Annotated in this window: 21 protein-coding genes and 1 pseudogene; 9 read left to right on the top strand and 13 right to left on the bottom strand. The window is 76.0% G+C overall.

Annotated features, from left to right (window positions below):
- Window positions 1-64: 64 nt before the first annotated feature.
- Complete coding sequence (locus tag AC0GKK_RS03170) at window positions 65-388, top strand: pyridoxamine 5'-phosphate oxidase family protein (RefSeq protein WP_489883125.1); 324 nt, start codon at window positions 65-67, stop codon at window positions 386-388.
- Window positions 328-798: a Rid family hydrolase gene (locus tag AC0GKK_RS03165; RefSeq protein ID WP_489883124.1), complete on the top strand. Its 471-nt coding sequence runs from the start codon at window positions 328-330 to the stop codon at window positions 796-798. Before AC0GKK_RS03170 ends, AC0GKK_RS03165 begins: the two co-directional genes overlap by 61 nt.
- On the opposite strand, the gene AC0GKK_RS03160 is transcribed toward AC0GKK_RS03165, so the two are convergent.
- On the bottom strand, window positions 780-1262 hold the full coding sequence (locus tag AC0GKK_RS03160) for a CGNR zinc finger domain-containing protein (protein WP_489883123.1): 483 nt from the start codon (window positions 1260-1262) through the stop codon (window positions 780-782). The genes AC0GKK_RS03165 and AC0GKK_RS03160 overlap by 19 nt on opposite strands.
- A 96-nt stretch (window positions 1263-1358) precedes the next feature.
- Between AC0GKK_RS03160 and AC0GKK_RS03155 the strand changes: the two genes are divergently transcribed.
- Window positions 1359-2225 carry an alpha/beta fold hydrolase gene (locus AC0GKK_RS03155; RefSeq protein ID WP_489883122.1) on the top strand — a complete coding sequence of 289 codons (867 nt, stop codon included), beginning with the start codon at window positions 1359-1361 and terminating at the stop codon, window positions 2223-2225.
- A gap of 27 nt (window positions 2226-2252) precedes the next feature.
- Here AC0GKK_RS03155 and AC0GKK_RS03150 read toward each other — a convergent pair whose 3' ends face one another.
- Window positions 2253-2888: a TetR/AcrR family transcriptional regulator gene (locus AC0GKK_RS03150; RefSeq protein ID WP_489883121.1), complete on the bottom strand. Its 636-nt coding sequence runs from the start codon at window positions 2886-2888 to the stop codon at window positions 2253-2255.
- 128 nt (window positions 2889-3016) lie between these two features.
- On the opposite strand from AC0GKK_RS03150, the gene AC0GKK_RS03145 reads away from it, so the two are divergent.
- Window positions 3017-3634: a hypothetical protein gene (locus AC0GKK_RS03145; protein ID WP_489883120.1), complete on the top strand. Its 618-nt coding sequence runs from the start codon at window positions 3017-3019 to the stop codon at window positions 3632-3634.
- Window positions 3635-3676: 42 nt separating this feature from the next.
- On the opposite strand, the gene AC0GKK_RS03140 is transcribed toward AC0GKK_RS03145, so the two are convergent.
- The gene (locus AC0GKK_RS03140; RefSeq protein WP_489883119.1) at window positions 3677-4072 is read right to left on the bottom strand and encodes an aromatic-ring hydroxylase C-terminal domain-containing protein; all 396 of its coding nucleotides are present in this window, start codon (window positions 4070-4072) and stop codon (window positions 3677-3679) included.
- Between the two features lie 197 nt (window positions 4073-4269).
- On the opposite strand from AC0GKK_RS03140, the gene AC0GKK_RS03135 reads away from it, so the two are divergent.
- Together AC0GKK_RS03135 and AC0GKK_RS03130 are read left to right on the top strand one after the other, a co-directional pair.
- Window positions 4270-6183, top strand: a complete 1914-nt coding sequence (locus tag AC0GKK_RS03135; RefSeq protein WP_489883118.1) for a S9 family peptidase — start codon at window positions 4270-4272, stop codon at window positions 6181-6183.
- Window positions 6184-6274: 91 nt separating this feature from the next.
- A complete protein-coding gene (locus tag AC0GKK_RS03130; RefSeq protein WP_062394510.1) occupies window positions 6275-6631 on the top strand; it encodes a VOC family protein in 357 nt (118 codons plus the stop codon).
- Between the two features lie 9 nt (window positions 6632-6640).
- Here the strand turns inward: AC0GKK_RS03130 and AC0GKK_RS03125 are convergent, their stop codons facing one another.
- From AC0GKK_RS03125 to AC0GKK_RS03115, 3 genes are all read right to left on the bottom strand, one after another.
- Entirely contained in the window at window positions 6641-8686 is a 2046-nt protein-coding gene (locus tag AC0GKK_RS03125; RefSeq protein ID WP_062402906.1) for a DEAD/DEAH box helicase, read from the bottom strand.
- Window positions 8687-9081: 395 nt separating this feature from the next.
- Entirely contained in the window at window positions 9082-10077 is a 996-nt protein-coding gene (locus AC0GKK_RS03120) for an amidohydrolase family protein (protein WP_489883117.1), read from the bottom strand.
- 72 nt (window positions 10078-10149) lie between these two features.
- Window positions 10150-10809 (bottom strand): HAD family hydrolase, encoded by a 660-nt coding sequence (locus AC0GKK_RS03115; RefSeq protein WP_489883116.1) that lies wholly within the window; start codon window positions 10807-10809, stop codon window positions 10150-10152.
- A gap of 130 nt (window positions 10810-10939) precedes the next feature.
- On the opposite strand from AC0GKK_RS03115, the gene AC0GKK_RS03110 reads away from it, so the two are divergent.
- Window positions 10940-11437 carry a bifunctional nuclease domain-containing protein gene (locus AC0GKK_RS03110; protein ID WP_405417387.1) on the top strand — a complete coding sequence of 166 codons (498 nt, stop codon included), beginning with the start codon at window positions 10940-10942 and terminating at the stop codon, window positions 11435-11437.
- Between the two features lie 16 nt (window positions 11438-11453).
- On the opposite strand, the gene AC0GKK_RS03105 is transcribed toward AC0GKK_RS03110, so the two are convergent.
- The 5 genes and pseudogenes from AC0GKK_RS03105 to AC0GKK_RS03085 form a co-directional block, all read right to left on the bottom strand.
- Window positions 11454-12251, bottom strand: a complete 798-nt coding sequence (locus tag AC0GKK_RS03105) for a glycosyltransferase family 2 protein (RefSeq protein WP_489883115.1) — start codon at window positions 12249-12251, stop codon at window positions 11454-11456.
- A gap of 41 nt (window positions 12252-12292) precedes the next feature.
- On the bottom strand, window positions 12293-12802 hold the full coding sequence (locus tag AC0GKK_RS03100) for a class I SAM-dependent methyltransferase (protein WP_489883114.1): 510 nt from the start codon (window positions 12800-12802) through the stop codon (window positions 12293-12295).
- The gene (locus AC0GKK_RS03095; RefSeq protein ID WP_489883113.1) at window positions 12694-13578 is read right to left on the bottom strand and encodes a PIG-L deacetylase family protein; all 885 of its coding nucleotides are present in this window, start codon (window positions 13576-13578) and stop codon (window positions 12694-12696) included. Before AC0GKK_RS03095 ends, AC0GKK_RS03100 begins: the two co-directional genes overlap by 109 nt.
- Complete coding sequence (locus tag AC0GKK_RS03090; RefSeq protein ID WP_308819342.1) at window positions 13578-14633, bottom strand: acyl-CoA dehydrogenase; 1056 nt, start codon at window positions 14631-14633, stop codon at window positions 13578-13580. The genes AC0GKK_RS03095 and AC0GKK_RS03090 overlap by 1 nt, the downstream gene beginning before the upstream one ends.
- A 54-nt stretch (window positions 14634-14687) precedes the next feature.
- Window positions 14688-16279: pseudogene (locus AC0GKK_RS03085) on the bottom strand (phytoene desaturase family protein).
- 162 nt (window positions 16280-16441) lie between these two features.
- On the opposite strand from AC0GKK_RS03085, the gene AC0GKK_RS03080 reads away from it, so the two are divergent.
- A complete protein-coding gene (locus tag AC0GKK_RS03080; protein ID WP_489883112.1) occupies window positions 16442-17059 on the top strand; it encodes a DUF4383 domain-containing protein in 618 nt (205 codons plus the stop codon).
- Between the two features lie 32 nt (window positions 17060-17091).
- Here AC0GKK_RS03080 and AC0GKK_RS03075 read toward each other — a convergent pair whose 3' ends face one another.
- Window positions 17092-17397 carry a hypothetical protein gene (locus AC0GKK_RS03075; RefSeq protein WP_476654586.1) on the bottom strand — a complete coding sequence of 102 codons (306 nt, stop codon included), beginning with the start codon at window positions 17395-17397 and terminating at the stop codon, window positions 17092-17094.
- A 126-nt stretch (window positions 17398-17523) separates the two neighbouring features.
- Here AC0GKK_RS03075 and AC0GKK_RS03070 point away from each other — a divergent pair, with 126 nt between their 5' ends.
- Window positions 17524-18708: an alcohol dehydrogenase catalytic domain-containing protein gene (locus AC0GKK_RS03070; protein ID WP_489883111.1), complete on the top strand. Its 1185-nt coding sequence runs from the start codon at window positions 17524-17526 to the stop codon at window positions 18706-18708.
- Between the two features lie 63 nt (window positions 18709-18771).
- Here AC0GKK_RS03070 and AC0GKK_RS03065 read toward each other — a convergent pair whose 3' ends face one another.
- Window positions 18772-19041 carry a hypothetical protein gene (locus AC0GKK_RS03065; protein WP_346108190.1) on the bottom strand — a complete coding sequence of 90 codons (270 nt, stop codon included), beginning with the start codon at window positions 19039-19041 and terminating at the stop codon, window positions 18772-18774.
- Window positions 19042-19146: the final 105 nt, after the last annotated feature.

The following is a 19146-nucleotide window of genomic DNA, read 5'->3' as shown; positions in this document are numbered from 1 at the left end:
TTCGACTGTCCGGACCGAACCGGCGTCGCGATCGTGTGCACCCCCGGCCGCGGGAGTGACCGCCGTGATCAGCCAGGCGCAGCCGCTTGACCTCCTCAAGGCTGCTTCGGCTTTCTTCGCGGCCAGCGGAGCGCGGGCGTCTGAACTCCCTTGTTCCGGTGGTGTCTGTGTGGTGATCAGCTTGAACGCCATCCCCAACCTGACACCGGTCTGGTTCGACTACGAGGGCGGCACGGTGCTGCTCAACATGGCCTCGCACCGCAGGAAAGTCGACTGGCTGCGCGCGATACCGAAGGCCACCTTCCTGCTCATGAACCCGCAGAATTCATGGATGAAGTCATTGAGCGCGAGACCGCCACCTTCCACGTCACGCCGGGCTACGGTGTGACCGCCCGCGACCTGCTCGGATACAGCCAGGCGGTCCGGATCGGCAACCGGGTGGAGACCTCGGGCCAGGGTGGCTGGGACGACGACCTGGTCGTCGCCGAGGACCTGGAGCAGGAGATCGTGCGGGCGTTCGACAACGTCGGGCGCACGCTCGCCGAGGCCGGCGCGACCTGGGCCGACGTCGTGCACGTGAACTCGTACCACAAGGTCGCGCCCGGGTCCGACGCCATCGGCGACGAGCACAACCGGATCATGGTCCGGGAGTTCCGCAGCCGGCTCGGCGGGCGGGCCCCCGGTCTGGACCCAGACCGGCGTCACCGTGCTCGGGCTCGCCACCATGCGGGTCGAGATCCGGGTGACCGCCCTGGTGGAGGGGTCCGGCTGAGGGTGCCTCAGCGGGTCCGTTCGTAGTGCCGGCGAGCCTTGGCGCGGTTCCCGCAGACCGCCATCGAGCACCACCGGGCGCGGTTCGCGCGGCTGCGGTCGAGCAGGAACAGCCGGCACTCGTCGTTCGCGCAGGGGCGCAGCCGTCCGGGCAGCTCCTCCTCGACGGCGGCCCAGGCGAGGACGGCCCCGACGGCGAGCCGGGCGTGCGGAGGGGCGACGGTCCGCCAGGTCAGCCGCCCGTCGGTGAACTCCGGCGTCCGGTGCACGCCGTCGAGGAGCGGGGCCAGCGCGACGCCCGGGTCGGCGCCGCCCCGGGCGACCCGGGTCAGGGCGTCCCGCGCGTCGCGCAGGACCGTCAGCTCCTCCGGGCCGCCGTCGCCGCCGTGCTCCCGCGCCCAGCGGCGCGCGGAGGCAGGGTCGCGGAGGGCGTCGCGCTCCACGCCGTCGACCAGGGGTCTGCTGTTGAGCAGGTCCAGCAGCAGGTCCACGTCGTCTCCTAACCGCATCGAGTCCTTTGACAGGTTACACGCGGGCGTGCTTCCGTGAGGAGGTCTAACCGGATCGAACCCTTGAAGGAGTTAGTCATGCCGCTCGTCCACCACCGGACCGCGACCGTCGACGGACACGAGATCTTCTATCGGGAGGCCGGCCCCGCCGACGCACCCACGATCGTCCTGCTGCACGGCTACCCGACCAGCTCGTCGATGTTCCGGCACCTGATCCCGCTGCTGGCCGGCGACCACCACGTGATCGCGCCGGACCACCTCGGCTTCGGGCACTCCGCCGCTCCGCCCGCGGCGGAGTTCGACTACACCTTCGACGCGCTCGCCGACATCACCGACGGGCTGCTCGAGCTGCTGGGTGTCGACCGCTACGCCCTCTACGTCCAGGACTACGGCGCACCGATCGGCTGGCGGCTCGCGCTCGCCCACCCGGAGCGGATCACCGCGATCGTCACCCAGAACGGCAACGGCTACGAGGACGGCTTCGTCGAGTCGTTCTGGACCGACGTCTGGGCCTACGGCGACGCGCCTGGCCCGGAGGCCGAGCCCGCCGTCCGCGCCGCCCTCGACCTCGACGCCATCCGGTGGCAGTACCTGCACGGCGTGCCCGACCCGGGAACGGTGGACCCGGACACCTGGCACCACGACCACGCGCTCGTCTCCCGGGAGGGCAACGACGCGGTCCAGCTCGCACTGTTCCGCGACTACCGCACCAACCGCCCGCTCTACCCGCGCCTGCACGGGTTCCTGCGCAGCAGCGGGGTCCCGGTGCTGGCGGTGTGGGGGCGCAACGACGAGATCTTCGGACCGGACGGGGCGCGGGCGTTCGCCCGCGACGCCGGGGACGTCGAGGTGCACCTGGTGGACGGCGGCCACTTCCTGCTCGAGAGCCACCTCGACGTCGTCGCCGGCCACCTGCGGCGCTTCCTGGAGCGGGTCCCGGCGTGACGCACGTGCCCGGGGCGGGGCGTGTGATCAGGACCGGCCGTCGCCCCGGGTCCCGCCGCCCGGGTCGCCCAGGACGGTGTCCACGGCCAGGTACAGCGTCTCGGTCTCGGTCCGCAGGATCGGGTCCGCGGCGGGCAGCGCCCGTTCCATGCCGAGCCCGTCGACCACGGTCATGAGGAACCGTGCCCGCCGGGCGTTGTCGCCCGGGGCGAGCGCGCCCTCGTCGACCAGGGTCGTCAGCCAGTACTCGACCCGGCGCCGCACCTCGCGCTCGATGGCGAGGTAGGCCGTCCGGAGCTCCTCGGTCGGCTCGGGTACGACGAAGGTGTCGACCGCGGTCCGCAGCGCCCGGCGCGCCTGCTCCCCGACCCCTGTGCGGTTCAGCACCTCTCGCAGGCAGGCTGCGAGCCTGTCCCGGGCCGGCACCGCGGTGTCGTGGATGGCGTCGTCGGGGGCGACGAGGTCGTAGACGCGGGTCAGGACCTCGTCCTGCAGCGCCCGCTGGGTCGGGAAGTGGTGGCGCAGCGAGCCGGTGCTGACCCCGGCCCGCGCGGCGACCGCGCGCACGCTCAGCCGGGTCCCCGGGTCCTGGCCGAACAGCTCCATCGCGGCCAGGAGCACCCGGTCCCGGCTGCCGAGCCTCCGACGCTGCGTCTCGTCCACCCCTGGCAGCGTACTAGTACACCGTGTTAGCGTGTCGTCGAACGGACCAATACAGTGTGTTGGTCAGGGCACGGGTTCGGGGGGACCGGATGCTGACCGAGTGGCGACGACACCGCGCCGTCCGACGCGTGAGACCGGGCGACGGCAGTCCGCTGAAGCGTTTCCGCTGGTGGCAGCTGTTCCTGGGGCGTTCCCTGCTGTACCTGGACCTGAACGGCGCCGACGGGCGGCCGGTGCGGTACTCCGTCGACGTGCGCCACCAGGGCAGCGGGGAGACCGGGCAGGTCGTCGCGCAGGTGTATCGCGACGGGCGGCACCACGCGTCGTCGCGGGTACCGGCCGTCGTCCCGGTCGAGGGCGGCGCCATCGAGGTCGCGACGAGCGCGTTCGGGGTGAAGCGCTGCCGGTACGTCACCGCCGCCGGTGCGGTCCGGCAGCTCGTCCCGGACCCGCGCTCGGCGGAGGGCCGCCGGGCCCGCCTGGAGCGCGAGCACCCCTCGCTCAGCCGCGTGCTCGGCGTCGTCTCGGTGGTGGCGCTGGTCGTCGGCGTCGGGCTGAACCTGCTGCAGCTGCTCGAGCCGCTCAGCCGGATCCCGCCGGTCGCGGCGGCGGTCGGGGTGTTCGAGTCGCCGGTCCACCTGCCGATCTGGCTCAACATCGCGCTCGGTCTCGCGGCCGCCCTGGCCAGCACCGAACGCGCGCTGCGGCTGCGCTACCACTGGCTGCTCGACGGCGTCGGCAACTGACGGGCGTGCCCCGGCGGTCCGCCCGCCGGGGCACGCGCCCGGTCAGGCGGCCGGCTCCCCGAACCAGCGGCGGGCCGCCCGCCGCAGCGCCGCGGGATCGGGCCGGTCCCCGCCGACCCGGGCCACGACGCCGTCGGGACGCAGGAGCACGGTGCCGGTGCCGAGGTCGTCGCGCAGCGGGCCGGTGACGCGGCGGATCCGGTCCGCCCAGCCGTGTGCCACGGCGCCCGGCGCGGGGTCGGCCCCCGGGTCGAGCAGCACACCCGAGCCGGTGGCCGTGAGCTCGCCGAGCCAGGTGCCGTCGGCGAGGCGGAACTCCGGCGCGACCCGGCCGACCATCGGGTGCGCGTCGCCGAGGTCGAGGCGCAGGCCCGCGCCGGAGGTCCGCAGGTAGACGTGGCCCGCGCCGTCGCGGGTGGTGAGCAGGTCGCGCACCACCGACGGGAGGGCGCGGCCTGCGGGCCGGGCCGCATGAGCGCCACCTGGGCTCGGCTCGCGCCGGCGTGCCCGGGAGACCACCGCGCCCCGTGCCGGCGGGTGACCCGGATCACGATCACTGGAGTGTGCCGCGACGGCCGACGGTGCCATGGGCCCCAGGCACCGGGGACGGTCCCCGGCTCCGTGAGGAGGCACCGATGACCCAGGCACCGACGACCCGCACCCGCACCCGCATCACCCTCGAGGACTTCTTCGCCGACCCGGAGTTCGCCGGGCCCTCGCTGTCGCCGGACGGGACGCGCATCGCCTACCTGGCGTCGCACCGCGGACGGCGCAACCTCTGGGTCCGGGCCGTCGAGGAGACCCACGCCGACGCCGTCGCGGTCACCCACGACACCCGCCGCGGGATCTCCCGCTACCACTGGACCGGCGACCCGCGCTGGATGCTCTACGAGCAGGACACCGACGGCAACGAGGACTGGCACCTGTACCGGGTCGACCTCGACGCCCCCGGGGAGCCCGCCGTCGACCTCACGCCGATGGCGCCGGGCTCGCGGGTGTTCGGGGTCGAGCCCTCCCACGAGCGGCCCGGCACCGTGCTGGTCTGGATGAACCCCGACCCGATGTCGATCGACATGTTCCGGGTCGACCTCGCGACGGGCGAGACCACGCTGGAGCTGGCCCAGCCCGGGCTGCGCGAGACCTGGCTGACCGACCGCGAGGGGCGCCCGGCGTTCCACTCGGTCATGACCGCGGCCGGGGACTACGAGATCTCCGCGGTCGACCCCGACGGCGGGCGACGGCTGCTGCACACCGTCGGCGGCCCGGAGCACCCGGTCGGCGTGTACCCGCAGATGGTCACCCCCGACGGCACCGGCCTGCTCCTGGGCCTCCACCAGGACTCCGACGACCTGCGGCTGGTCCGGATCGACCGGGCGACCGGCGAGCGGACCGTGGTGTCCGCCGTCGAGGGGAGGAGCCTGGACACGCTGGGGCTGCTCGGCCCCGGCCTGCCGCAGACGCTGCTCACCGACCGCGCCACCGGCGAGGTCGTCGCCGCCCGGTACGTGGGGGACCGGCCGCACCTGGAGGTCCTCGACCCGGAGTTCGCGCCGGTGTTCGAGGCCCTGTCCGCGCTGTCCGACGGCGTGCTGGAGTCGGTCTCCTCCGACGAGTCCGGGCGGCTCTGGATCGCCGGGTACACCCACGACCGCGAGCCGGGCGTGTACCGGCTCTACGACCGTGCCACGGGGGAGAGCCGGGAGCTGTTCCGCGGCCACCCGCACCTCGACCCGGCCGACCTCGCACCGATGGACGCGGTGTCGTTCACCGCCCGCGACGGCCTCCCGCTGCACGGCTTCCTGACCCTGCCCGTCGGCAGGACCCGGCAGGACACCGAGCGGCTGCCCCTGGTCCTGGTCGTGCACGGCGGGCCGTGGGCGCACGACACCTGGGGTTACGACCCCGAGGTCCAGTTCCTGGCGAACCGCGGGTACGCCGTGCTGCAGGTCAACTTCCGGGGCTCCACCGGCTACGGCCGCCGCCACCTCACCGCCGCGATCGGTGAGCTCGCGGGCGCGATGCACGACGACCTGATCGACGCCTGCGACTGGGCCGTCGGGCAGGGCTGGGCCGACCCGGACCGGATCGGCATCTACGGCGGCTCCTACGGCGGGTACGCCGCGCTGGTCGGCGTGACCGTCACCCCGGACCGCTTCGCCGCCGCCGTCGACTACGTCGGCATCTCCGACCTGGCCAACTTCATGCGGACCCTGCCGGAGTTCGTCCGGCCCTACCAGGTCAACGCCTGGTACCGCTACGCGGGCGACCCGGACGTGCCGGAGCAGGCAGCCGACCTCGCGGCCCGCTCGCCGATCACGATGGCCGACCGGATCCGCACGCCGCTGCTGGTCGCCCAGGGCGCCAACGACGCCCGCGTCGTGCAGGCGGAGTCGGACAACATCGTGGCCTCGCTACGCGAGCGCGGGGTGCCGGTGGAGTACCTGCTGGCCACCGACGAGGGACACGGCTTCGCCAACCCGGAGAACCGGATCCGGCTGTTCCGGGCGATGGAGCGCCACTTCGCCGAGCACCTCGGCGGCTCCGCCTGAGCCCGTCGTTTCGCCGCACCGCCCCGGGGTAGCCGTCCGGGGACAGGGTGCCGGGCGACACGCCGGCGCACGCCGGCGGAACGGAGTGGACATGGCGAAGCAGGTGGCAGCGGTCTGGGTACCGGTGACCGACATGAAGCGGGCGACCGCGTTCTACCGCGACGTCCTCGGCCTGGCCGTGACGATGGAGAGCGACGACTGGACCGAGCTCGACGCCGGCGGCCTCACCATCGGGCTCAACGGCCGGGAGACCGCGGAGACCGCCGACCACGGCGGTGCTGTGATCAGCTTCCACCCGGAGACGTCCATCGAGGAGGCCCTCGACGACCTGAAGCAGCGCGGCGGCCACGTCCAGGGCGACATCAGCGAGCACTCCTGGGGCCGGATCTTCCCGTTCCGCGACACCGAGGGCAACGACCTGCAGTTCTACACGCCGCCGGCGAGCTGACCCGGCCGCTCACGCCGCCAGGTCGGCCTCCAGGGCCTCGGTGAGCAGCGCGACCAGGGCCTCGCGCTGCACGTCGGCCGACGACCCGGACACGTCGTCGGCGCCGTCGAGCGCCGCCGCCGCGAGGCCGGCCTTGGAGTCGATCAGGTCGGCGATCCGGGCGTCGATCGTCTGGGCGGCGAGGATCCGCCACGCGGTCACCGGTTCGGACTGTCCGATCCGGTGGCTGCGGTCGATCGCCTGGGTCTGCTCGGCCGCGGTCCAGGACAGCTCCGCGAGCACGATGTTCGAGGCGACCTGCAGGTTCAGCCCGACCCCCGCCGCGGTCAGCGAGCACACCGCCACCGCGACGCCGGGGTCGTTCACGAACGCGTCGATGTTGCGCTGGCGCACCGACGGCGTCTGGTCGCCGCGGATCGAGGAGTACCGCACGCCCTGCTTGGCGAAGGTCTGCTCGGCGGCGTCCATGACGTCGACGTGCTTGGCGAAGAACACGACCTTGCCCGCGCTGCGCGCGATCTGCACCGCGTAGTCCGCCGCCAGCCCGGCCTTGGCCCGGCCGAGGCGGCGCATCATCGTGAACACGTTGTCCCCGGAGCCCGCCTCCGCGGCGTCCTTCTGTTCCCAGCCCGCGACGTCGCGGACCAGGCCGTGGTCGATGCCCTCGACCGTCGGACCGGACCGGCGGGCGGCGAGCGCGGCGGTGTAGCGGGCGACCATCCGCCGGGCCAGCGCCTTCTCCGCGGCCCGGATGGACCGGCCGGTCGGGCCGTCGATCTCGACGGGGAGGTCCGCGATGCGCCGGGCCGGGATGTCCGCGGCGACGTCGATCTTGCGACGGCGCACGATGCCCATGTCGACGACGCACTGGCGCGCGGCGCGCTCGAACAGACCGTCGGCCGGGGTCATCCCGGTCGCGGTGAGCTTGTCGAGCAGCTCGGCGCGGGGCTTCGTCGCGTCGATCCAGCCGAGGAACTGCCAGATGGCGAGGAAGTCCTCGACGTCGTTGATCAGCGGGGTGCCGGTCAGCGCCATCAGCAGCGGCCGGGGGATGAACGACCGGATCTTCTCGGCGATCTCCAGGACGTGCTTGGACCGCTGGGAGGTGCGGTTCTTGATGAAGTGCGCCTCGTCGACGACCATCCCGCGGAACCCGAAGTCGCCCAGCCAGCCGATGTGCCGGTCGAGCACCTCGTAGTTGACGACGACGATGTCGGCGAAACCGTCGACGGAGTCGCCGTTGCCCTGGATCGCGGTCGCGGCCCGGCGCGGCGCCCACAGCGCGGCCTCGCGCACCCAGTTGGTCTTCACCACGTTCGGCACGACGACCAGCAGCGGGTAGGCGTTCGCGGCCTCGGCCGCGCGCAGTGCCTGCGCGGTCTTGCCCAGCCCGGGCTCGTCGGCGAGCAGGAAGGTGCGGTGGCCGTCCTCCGCGGCGGCGACGAGCTCCGCCTGGTGCGGCATCAGCTCCCGGCCGCCCGGTACCGGGCGGGTCGAGGGCTCGGGCAGCTCCATGCACGCCGGTGCGCCGGCCCCGGCGCGCTCGAAGGAGCGCAGCAGCGGGCCGAGCAGCTCCCAGCCGGTCAGCGGCGTCGGGCGCGGGCCGCTCGGCGGCGCGGCGGAGAAGTCGGGCGCGAGGAACGGGTTCGCCATCTGCCGGGCCACCACGGACTGCGGCACGACCTGCGGCTTCGCCGGGACCAGCGGGATCTCGACGGGTTCCGGTTCCGGCTCGGGCTCGTCGACCTCGATCCCGGCCGAGCGCAGCATCTCCCGCTTGAGCGCGCGCGCCGAGTCGGAGACGACGGCGTCGTCGGCGAGCAGGGCCAGCAGGCCCGCGTCGCGGACCGCGTCCATCGCCAGTGCCTTCGCGATCTCGTCGAGACGCTGCAGGGTCTCGGCCCGCTTCGCGTCGTCGTGCCGGTCGCGGACCCGGGCCCGTTCGTCGCGCAGCAGCAGCGCCACCGTCTGGAACTTGGTGCGGGTGGCCGGGGTGACCCGGCCGGTCCGCAGGGCGGTCCGCACCTCGCGTGCGGCCCCGGTCAGCACCGACATCACGTCGCTGCCCCGTGGGCGGCGACGTCGCTGGGGGGTGCCCTGGCGAGCCCCGGTCCGGGGCCTGCCTCCTCGCGCCACGTACTGCTCCTGTCGACGTCCTGCGGCGCCGGTCCGTGGCCGCGTCCCCGGGGGGCCGCGACCGGACGTGCTCGACGTGACGAAGGGCCGGATGGCCCCTCCGCACCACGAACCGGCCGGTGGGGGATCGCAGTCACGGGGGTCGGCGGTCCGGCTGCGGGAAGCGCCACAGGCCGTCGACGGTGTCCGGGACCCGCCGTACGACCCGGCCGTGGAACACCCGGGACGGTCGGCAGATCTGATCCGGGTCCCACCCTACCTCGGGCGGGCCCGTACGGCGCGTGACACACCGGTGGCGGACGACACCACCGCCGCTACCGGTCCGGGCCGACCGGTCCCTCGATGCGGAACAGCCGACGCGCGTTGCCCTCGGTGAACAGGTCGCGGTCGGCGGCGGCGAACCCGTCGAGGAACCCCGCGACCTCCGCCCGCGACGGGTGCTGGAAGGGGTGGTCGGTGGAGAACAGCAGCCGGTCGGGCGTCGTCACCGCCAGCGCGTGCCGCAGGTGCGCGGGGTCGAGCATCCCCGAGCAGGTGAGCACGATGTTCTCGCGCACGTACTCGGGTACCGAGCGCTCCAGCCCGGCGACCCGGGCGACGCCGTTCGCGCGGTCGGCCCAGTAGGGCAGCAGCTCACCCCAGTGCCCGAGTACGACGGTCAGGCCGGGGTGCCGGTCGAAGGTGCCGCGGGCGATGAGGCGCAGCACCGCGACGGCGGCCTCCACGTGCCAGCCCCACCCGAACGTCGCGAGCGCCAGGTCGGTGGTGTCGCCGAACCCGGAGTAGGACGCGTCGCGCACGGCGGGCGGCGGGACCTGCGGGTGCACGAACACCGGCAGCGCGCGTGCCGCGGCGACGGCGAACAGGTCGTCGAGGCGGGGGTCGTCGAGCAGGATGTCGCCGCTGCGGCCGTAGACCATCGCCCCGACCAGGCCCAGGTCGGCGGCGCGTTCCAGCTCGGCCGCGACCGCCGACGGTTGCGCGGTGGGCAGGGTCGCCATCGCACGCAGGCGCCGCGGGTGGTCGGCGACGGCCGCGACGGCGGTGTCGTTGAGCTCGCGGGACAGCGCGACCGCGTCCGCCGGGTCCAGCGGTCCGGTCGACGGCGGGGCGACCGAGAGCACCTGCAGGTCGACGCCCTGGGCGTCCATCGCGGCGAGCCGGCCCGCGCCGAGGTCGTGCAGCTGCGCGAGGTGGTCGCCGATGTCGTTGAGGGCCGTGCTCGGGTCCCGGCGGTGCGGTGGCAGGGCGGCCAGTGCCGCGTCCAGCGCGGGGGAGGTCCAGTGCTCCTCGACGGCGATGATCGACATGCGGTGCTCCTGTCCGGCCCGTCGCGGGACGCGACCACGACCCGCGCCGATGCTGCCAGCCCGGTCCCGGGGTCAGCCGCGCAGGATCCGCGGGATCGCCTGCCGCACCGCGGCGAGGTCGGTGAGGACCTCGACGGCGCCGGCCGCGGTCAGCTCGTCGACGCCCGCTCCGCCGGTGCGCACCGCGTAGGCGGGGTGCCCGGCGGCAGCGGCGGCGCGCACGTCCCACTCGGAGTCGCCCAGGACGAACGCGGTCGACCCGGCGACCCGGCGCACCGCCGCCTTGACCAGATCCGGGTCGGGCTTGGTGCGGCGCGCGTCGGACCGGGTGAGGCAGGCGTCGGCGAGGGTGCGTCCGTCGAACAGGTCCAGATAGGCCTCGACGTGCTCGGGATCGCCCGAGCTGGCCAGCACCACCTTCATCCCGAACCCGTCGCGCAGGTCGACGAGCAGCTCCGCCGCCTCGGGCAGGGCGACGACCTCGCCGAGCAGCGGGTCGAACTCCTCCTTCCAGGCGGCGCGGGCGTCGTCGCCGTGGGTGTCCTCGAACCCCTGACCGGCGACGGCGGGGACCAGCTGGTCCCCGCCCATCCCGACCGCACGGTGCAGCTGCCACAGCGGCACCGTGACGCCGAACCGGCGCAGGGCGCGGGACCAGGCGATGGTGTGGTGGTAGTTGGTGTCGACGAGCGTGCCGTCGACGTCGATCACCGCGGTGTCGGGGGTCGTCATCCGCGCGGGGTACCCACGCGCCCGGTGTCCACGCGGCGCCGGCCGGTGAGGTCGGACTCCGCGCGCCGCGCGGGTGTGGTCCGGCGCCCGGCGGGTACCCCGTGCGACACCGAGGACGGGATGTGCGCAGATGCCGCAGGTACGGGTGAAGGCCGTCGGCACCGACGCGGCCACGACCGACCGGGTCGTCCTGCTGGAGGAGACGTCCGGGGCGGGGCGGATCGTCGTCGTCGCGGTGGGGGAGGCCGAGGCGCTGGCCGCGGCGGCCGCGCTGGAGGGGGTGCGGAGCGCCCGCCCCGGCACCCACCGCCTGATCGGCGCCGTGCTGCGCGCCGCGGGCCGCCGCCTGGTCCGGGTCCGCGTGCACACCCTGCGCGACGCGGTGTTCCACGCCGAGCTCGACCTCGACGACGGCACCCGCGTCGACTCGCGCACCAGCGACGCGGTGGTGCTGGCGCTGCTGCTCGGCGCCGACATCGTCGTCGCCGACGCGGTGCTGACCGTGGCCGGGGTCGACCCGTCGACGGTCGTGGTCGAGGGGCTGGGCAGCGGCTCCGGCGAGCTGGAGGCGTTCCGCCGGTTCCTCGACACCGCCACGCCCGACGACTTCGACGGGCCGCCGCGCTGACCCCCGGCGGCGACGCTCAGGCGACCGGCCTGCCCGCCCCGCCTGCGCCGACACCCGGCCCGGCCTGCGGGAGGGCCGGCGCACCGGCGTCGCGCAGCAGGTCGGCGAGCCCGCCACGGGCCCGGCCGCGGGTGCGGGCGCTGGTCCGCACCGTCGCGGGCGCACCCGCGACGACCCGGTAGCCGCCGGCCCGCAGCCGGGCGACGAGCCCGTGGTCCTCGCCGCAGGCCAGCGGCGGGAACCCGCCCACCGCGGCCCACGCGTCGCCGCGCACGCCCAGGTTCGCGCCGTACACCGGGTAGTCGGGCGGCGCGGGCTCCCCGGGCGGGCGCGGCAGCCCGGGCACGTCGAGCACCACCCCACCGGCGACGGCGTCGGCGCCGGCCGCGGCCAACGCCAGGTGTGCGGCGACCCAGCCGGGGGCCACGGTGCCGTCGGCGTCGGTGCCGAGCAGCCAGGTCGTCGCCGGGGCGGCGCCGTCGGCGGCGAGCACTGCGGCCAGGGTGACGGCGGCGAGCTCGCGGACCGCGCCGATCGTGAGCGGCCCGGCCACCTCGTGCGGCCGCGGCGCGGACCGGCAGCCGGGCAGCGGGGCCACCCCGGCTGTGGGTTCGAGCACCGTCACCCGCACCCGGTCCGCGGCCGGGTGCGTCGCGGCGGCGGTCCGGGCGAGCGCGGCGGTGGCGTCGGAGCAGCGGTCGGCGACCACGCACAGCGCCCGCGCGGTGAGCCCGGGCGTGTGGTCGAGGGCGGTCAGCACGGACCGGACGCAGGCGGTGATGGTGCCCGCCTCGTCGTGGGCGGGGACGAGCACGCCCGCGGCGGACGGTGCGGTCCCTGATCGCGTGGCCCGGCTCACCGGCGCCGGACCACGTGCAGGAGGAACTGCTCGTCGGTGTGCTCGATGAGGGTGTCGAAGCGGTCGTCGGCCACCACCCGCGCGTGCACGGTGGCGGCGTCGGCGGGCGCCTCGGCGGGCCACTGTCGCCAGTGCACCAGTACCAGGTCGCCGCCCGGCACCAGCGCGTCCGCGATGCGGTCGAGCACGGCGCCCACCCGCGCGGCGGGCAGGTAGTAGAGGAACTCGGCGAGGACGACGAGGTCGACGCCGCCGGGGACGGCCCGGTCGTCGTCGACGTCGGCCGCCACGACCTCGACGCCCGTGATCCCGCCGAGGGCGTCGGTGGTGGCGGCGACGGCCTCGTCGACCACGTCGGAGGCCACCACCCGGTCGCAGCGCGCCGCCAGGCCACGGGTCAGCTCGCCGAGCCCGCAGGCCGGTTCGGCGGCCAGCGCGTAGCGCTCCCGCGGCAGGCAGGCCAGCAGCACGTCGCGCTTGCGCCGCTCGTAGAACGACGTGCGCACGGCCCAGGGGTCGGCGCCGTCGCGGTAGAGCCCGGCGAACAGCTCCGGCGGCGCCCCGCGGGCGGCGGCTCCCGGAAGTAGACCTCGTGACCGCCGTGGAAGTGGGCGAGCGTCGCCGCGGACAGCACCGCGCGGGCCCCGCCGGGCGGCACCGCGGACTGCGACGCGTGCGCGGCGATCGCGCGGCGCTTGGCGTCCCGGTCGTCGGCGGACAGGGCCAGCCGGTGGGCGCGGTCCCACGGCACGCCGGGATCGGTCGGCGCGATCCGGGTGCGGGCCCAGATCGGGAACCCGAAACCGTGCGCGGTCACCGGGGCCGCCGCCGGGCAGGCCCGGCCGACCGCGGCGTGGTCGGGGTGCGGGTCGCCCCGCCACGGACTCGCCCACGCGTCGGCGCCGGCGAGCAGCCCGGCCAGGGGACCGACGAGCTGGTCCTCGCGCAGCGCCGAGTCGGGCAGCCCGAGCCGGTGCACCGTCGCGGGCACGCCCAGCTCGGCCAGCGCCGCGTCGAGCTCGGCGCGGCGGGTGCGGGCCAGCCCGGCCCGGTCGATCGACCCGACCTCGGGCAGGGCGGCCTCCCCGTCGCTGGCCAGGACGATCTCGACGGTGCCGCCCGCGGCGAGGACCCCGCGCATGAGCCCGGCCGCGCCGAGGGTCTCGTCGTCGGGGTGGGCGCACACCACGACCAGGCGGCCGAACGACGACGGGTCGAGACCGCGCCGGGCCAGGGTCGCGGCCGCGTCCTCCCAGACGTCGGGGGTCTGCACGGGCTCCATCAGGTCGCCGGGGTGACCAGGGCGCGCCCGAGCGCGGCGAGGTCGCGTCCGCCGTGGTGCTGGCGCAGGTAGATCTGCAGGTCCGCGAGGCGTGCGGTGAGCAGCGGCGACCCGGCCAGCACGGCGACCCCGGCGATCTCCGGGGCGGTGTCGAGGACACTCCGGCACGCCCGCTCGACGGCGGCCCGCACGGTGGCCACCGCGTCGTGGTGGGCGGTGGCGGGGTCGGCGTCGATGCGGGCGGCGGTGACGGCGAGCAGGGCGTCCGCGGCGGCGACGGCGGCGTGCACCGTCCCGAGCGCGGCCAGCCGGTGCGGGTCCGGCTCGGTGGTGCGCAGCGGCTCCGCCACGTGGTCGACGATCGCGGCGGCCGCGCCCAGCCACACCGCGGCGACCCCGGCGCCGCCGTGGGCGAACCCGGGGCGGGCGGTGTAGGCGTCCGGCCCGCCGACCACCGCCTCGGCCGGCACGGGCACGTCGTGCAGGACGACGTCGTGGGTGTCGCTGGCGGCCATCCCGGCGGCCCGCCATGCCGTCACCCGTTCCACCTGTGGGGCGCGCAGGTCCAGGTCCACGAGCCGGGTGCCGTCCCCGGCACCGGCGACGACGAGTGCCCGGTCGAGCAGGTGGGTGCCCGAGCAGAACCGCACGGTGCCCGACAGACGGAGCTCGTCGTGGCCGCCGTCGAGCCGGGCCCCGCCGCCGGACCGCGACGCCCATACCCCGTAGCCGGCGCCCGGGGCGGGGGAGCGGTGGTGGTCTGCGAGGATCGCGACGGCGTCGGCGTGCCCCTCGGCCAGCCGCGCGACCGGCAGGTCGCGTCGTGCGATCCGGGCCAGCCGCGCCCACCGGGTCGCGGTCGCCCCGGAACCGGGCAGCGGGAGGTCGAGCCCACCGGCGGCGACGGCGGCGGCGAGCGTGGCCCCGGCCCCGCCGGGGAACGGCTCGGCGGGGCCTGCGGGTGCGGGCACCGGGTCCAGGACGCCGGTGGCGGGCCCGGATCGGCCACCCCGGTGGTCGGCGCCGGGGACGTCGGGTCGGTGGTCGAGGCTCACGGGCTGCCGTATGTCCGGTCCCGGCGGGTCCAAACCCGACCGCGGGGCCGGGGCTCAGCCGTACAGCCGCCGGTGGGCGAACCGCACCGCGCCGCGGTAGAGCACCCCGGTCGCCCCGGACGCGGCCAGCGCGGCCCGCGCCGCGTTGGCGCCGGGCCCGCCGTGCACCGCGCCGCCCGGGTGCGCCGACGCCCCGGCGAGGAACAGCCCCGGCACCGGGGTGTCGGCGCGGCCCAGGCCCGGCACCGGGCGGAACACCAGCTGCTGGTGCACCGCGGAGGTGCCCGCGGTGATCGCCCCGTCGACGAGGTTGCCGTCGCGGCCCTGCAGGTCCGCGGGCCCGGCGACGGCGCGGGCCCGCACCCGCGACCCGAACCCGGGCGCGTGGTCCTCGACGACCTGCTGCATCCGGTCGGCCCAGCGCAGCACCTGGTCGCGGCCCCAGCCCAGGCCGCGCGGCACATGGGTGTAGGCCCAGGCGGACTCGGTGCCGGGCGGGGAGCGGGTCGGGTCGGCCGTGGTCATCTGTCCGAACAGCAGGAACGGGTCGCGGGGCAGCCGGCCGGCGGTCAGGTCGGCGGCGTAGCGGCGCAGGCCGTCGAGGTCGGCGCCGAGGTGCACGGTGCCCGCCGACCGGGCACCCGGCGCGGTCCAGGGCACCGGCCCGCCGAGCGCCCAGTCCACCTTGACCGTGGAGAAGTCCCAGTCGAACCGGGCGAGGTCGGCGACGAAGCGGGCCGGCAGGTGCTCCTCCCCGACCAGGTCGCGGTAGAGGCGGGGCGCGTCGACGTCGGCGAGCACCGCCCGGCGGGCGAGGACCCGCCGGCCGTCCGCGTCCACGACGCCGCAGGCCCGGCCGGACGGTCCGACCAGGACGGTCCGGATCGGCCGTCCGCAGTCGATCCGCCCGCCGCGGGCCGTCAGCCGGGCGACGAGCGCACCGGTCAGGGCCCCGGCCCCGCCCGCGGGGACCGGGAAGCCGACACGCTGGCCGAGCATCGCCAGCAGCCAGCCGTAGGCGGCGCCCGCCGCGGAGTCCGGCCCGAGGTCGGTGTGCAGGGCGTTGCCCGCCAGCAGCAGCGGGGCGGCCCGGCCCCGAAGTGCTCCTGGGCCATCCGCGCCACCGGCTGCACCAGCATCCGGGCCAGCCGCAGGGCGTCGCCGGTGCCGAGCGTGCGCAGGAGCCGGGAGGCCGGCCGGACCGGTGGGAACGGGCGCAGCGCGGCGGCGACGACGTCGTCGCCGATCCGGTCCCACTGCGTCACCAGCGCGCGCCAGGCGTCGCCGTCGCCGGGGTGGTCGTCGTCGAGCGCGGCGGCGGTGTCGTCGAGGCGGCGGTGCAGCACCGCACACCGGCCGTCGGGGGTGGGGTGGGCGAGGACGGTGGGGGCGTGGCGCCACTGCAGCCCGTGCGCGCCGAGGTCGAGCTCGCGCAGCACCGGTGAGGCGGCGCCGAGCGGGTGGAACGCGCTGGCCAGGTCGCTGACGAAGCCCGGCGCGGTGATCTCCGCCGAGCGCACGGCGCCGCCCGGCGCCTCGGCGGCCTCGCAGACCAGGACGTCCCAGCCGGCGTCGGCGAGCAGGTTCGCCGCGACGAGGCCGTTGTGCCCGGCCCCGACCACGACGGCGTCGACCCGTTCGGTCACCCGGTTCCCCCTCCCGTGCCGGCGGCCCGCGCGGGGCGCCGTGCACCGCACTACCCGGGTCCGCGGAGGTCGTGCCCGTCACGATCGGCATCCGCTGCCGGTGGGCGGGTAGCCGCGCCGTCACGCCGGACCGACCGGTGCCGCACCACCCGGAGGACGAGTATGCCCACCCAGTCCCAGCACCACTCCCACGGCCACGCGGTGTTCCCCTGGCCGCAGCTGCTGGTGGTCGTCGCGGCGTTCCTGCTCCTGCTCTACGGGCTCCTCGGGTTCCGCTACAGCGGCCTTCCCGGGCTGCCCGCGGCGAGCGGGGAGCTGCTGGGCATCGGGGTGGACCCGCTGCGCGACCTGGTGCACCTCGTCCTCGGCGTGGCCGGGCTGCCGTGCGTCACGCGGCTGCCCTGGGCACGGGGCTTCGGGGTGGTGCTCATGGTCCTGGGCACCGCCGAGGTCCTGCTCGGGCTCCTGACCGGCGTGCTCCGGCTGGTCCCGGCCGGGCCGTTCGCCACCAACACCGGTTCGGTGCTGGTGGGGGTCCTGCTGCTGGTGCTGGGCGCGGTCGCGGTGTTCGGACACGCGTTCGGCGACGCCCCGTACGCGGGTCTCCAGCGCGGGGTGGAGGCGGCGGGCCGCCGGGTGACGGGGTTGCGCGACCGCAGCGTGCACGCGGGCACCGACGACGTGGGAACCGAGGACAGGGACCCCGCGGCGTGGATCGACGAGCCGGCCGGTGACGGCGACCGGACCGGCGGGCACGACGCCGCCCGCGGGCCGCGGTGAGGCGGGCGGGGCGGGCGCGCGCCACCACGGCCTCAGGCGTCGAAGGGGAGCGTGCACCGCACGACGGCGTCGTACTCGACGAGGCGGTCCATCGCGGCCCGCGTGGTCTCCGGGGCGGCCCGGTCGCGGTGGGCGACGACGAACCGCTGACCACGGGTTCCCGGCGCACCCCGGTCCGCGGCGGAGAAGCGCAGGAACGCCTCGGCGACCTCGCGGTAGCGGCGCCGCGTCGCCTCGTCGCCGACCTGTGTCGCGAGCCAGGCGACGTACGGCGCGAGGCGGTTCGTGATGCCGTCGGCCGGACCGGCCGGGTCCTCGGTGACGGGCTGGGGCTCCATGGCGGTCCTCCGGTGGTGGGGGGTGACCGTCGACGCCTACCCGCCGGCCGGGCGCCCATGCCGGTTTCGCCGGGAGGCGGCCGGGTAGCCGGGCGCCGCACCACCGGCGACACCGAGGAGGACCCCATGCGTGCCCTGACCTGGCACGGCCGCCGCGACGTCCGGGTGGACACCGTCCCCGACCCGGTCGTCGAGCAGCCCGACGACGTGGTCGTGCAGATCACCAGCTCCGGCCTGTGCGGCTCCGACCTGCACCTCTACGAGGTGCTCACCCCGTTCCTGTCGCCCGGCGACGTCCTCGGCCACGAGCCGATGGGTGTGGTGGCCGAGGTGGGGCCCGCCGTCACCGAGCTGTCGGTCGGCGACCGCGTCGTGATCCCGTTCAACGTCAGCTGCGGGCACTGCTGGATGTGCGGGCGCGGCCTGCAGTCCCAGTGCGAGACCACGCAGAACCGCGACCAGGGGACCGGCGCGTCCCTGTTCGGCTACACCGCGCTCTACGGTCAGGTGCCCGGCGGACAGGCCGAGTACCTGCGGGTGCCGTTCGGCAACTCGTTGCCGATCCGGGTGCCCCAGGGGCCGCCGGACGACCGGTTCCTGTTCCTGTCCGACGTGCTGCCGACGGCGTACCAGGCCGTGCAGTACGCCGCGACCCCCGCCGACGGGACGCTGGTGGTGCTGGGGCTCGGACCGATCGGGGACATGTGCACCCGGATCGCCGCCCACCTGGGCGTGCGGCAGGTGGTCGGCGTCGACCTCGTGCCCGAGCGGCTGGCCCGGGTCGAGGCGCGTGGGATCCCGGCGCTGGACCTGAGCCACGGCGACGACGAGGTGCTCGGCGCGATCCGGTCGATGACCGGTGGCCGCGGCGCCGACGCCGTCATCGACGCGGTCGGCATGGAGGCCCACGGGGCCCCGGTCGCGGCCGCCGCCCAGAAGGTGGTGGCCGCGATGCCCTCCGGGCCGGGCCGCACGGTCATGGAGACGGCGGGCAGCGACCGCACCGCGGCGCTGGAGCTGGCGATCGGCGCGGTGCGCCGGGGCGGCACGATCTCCCTGTCGGGGGTCTACGGCGGCAGCGCCACCCCGCTGCCGATGCTCACCCTGTTCGACAAGCAGGTGCAGATGCGGATGGGGCAGGCCAACGTGTGGCGCTGGGTCCCGGACCTGCTGCCGCTGCTCGGCGACGACGACCCGCTCGGCGTCGATCACTTCGCGACCCACCGGGTCCCGCTGGAGGAGGCCGCGCAGGCGTACTCGATGTTCCAGGACAAGACCGACGGCGCGGTGAAGGTGCTCTTCACCCCCTGAGCCCGGCACCGCCCCCGACGTCCGGTCCCCCCGGGGCTCGCTCCGCGCCCCGGGGGGACCCGGTCAGCGGGCCTCGTCCTCGCGGTCGTCCTCGGCGAGCGCCTCCGCGCGGGCCTCGGCTCCGGTCCGGCCCGCGTAACCCTCGTCGCGCCCGGCGACGCGGCCCACGAACTCGCCCGACGCGCCGGTGCCGGTGGTGGACGCCGCGTCGCCGTCCTCCCGGGGCAGGCCGCCGGTCTCGCGGGAGTTGGCCAGGTTCGGGTCGGGCTCGACGTCCTCGGCCGGGCCGCGCCCGCGCAGCCGGTCCACCAGTCGTCCCAGGAAGGAGGTCATACCAGGGGGGTACCTCCGCGCGCCGCGTCCACACCCGGTGCCCGATGTCGCCGTACGGGCGGGCGCGCCGGTGCTCCCGCCGGGCGCCGAGAGGGCCTGCGGGAC

Source organism: Pseudonocardia sp. P-1, from assembly GCF_058111925.1.
The sequence above is the reverse complement of the archived record's forward strand: the minus strand, read 5'-3'. Positions and strand labels throughout refer to the sequence as shown.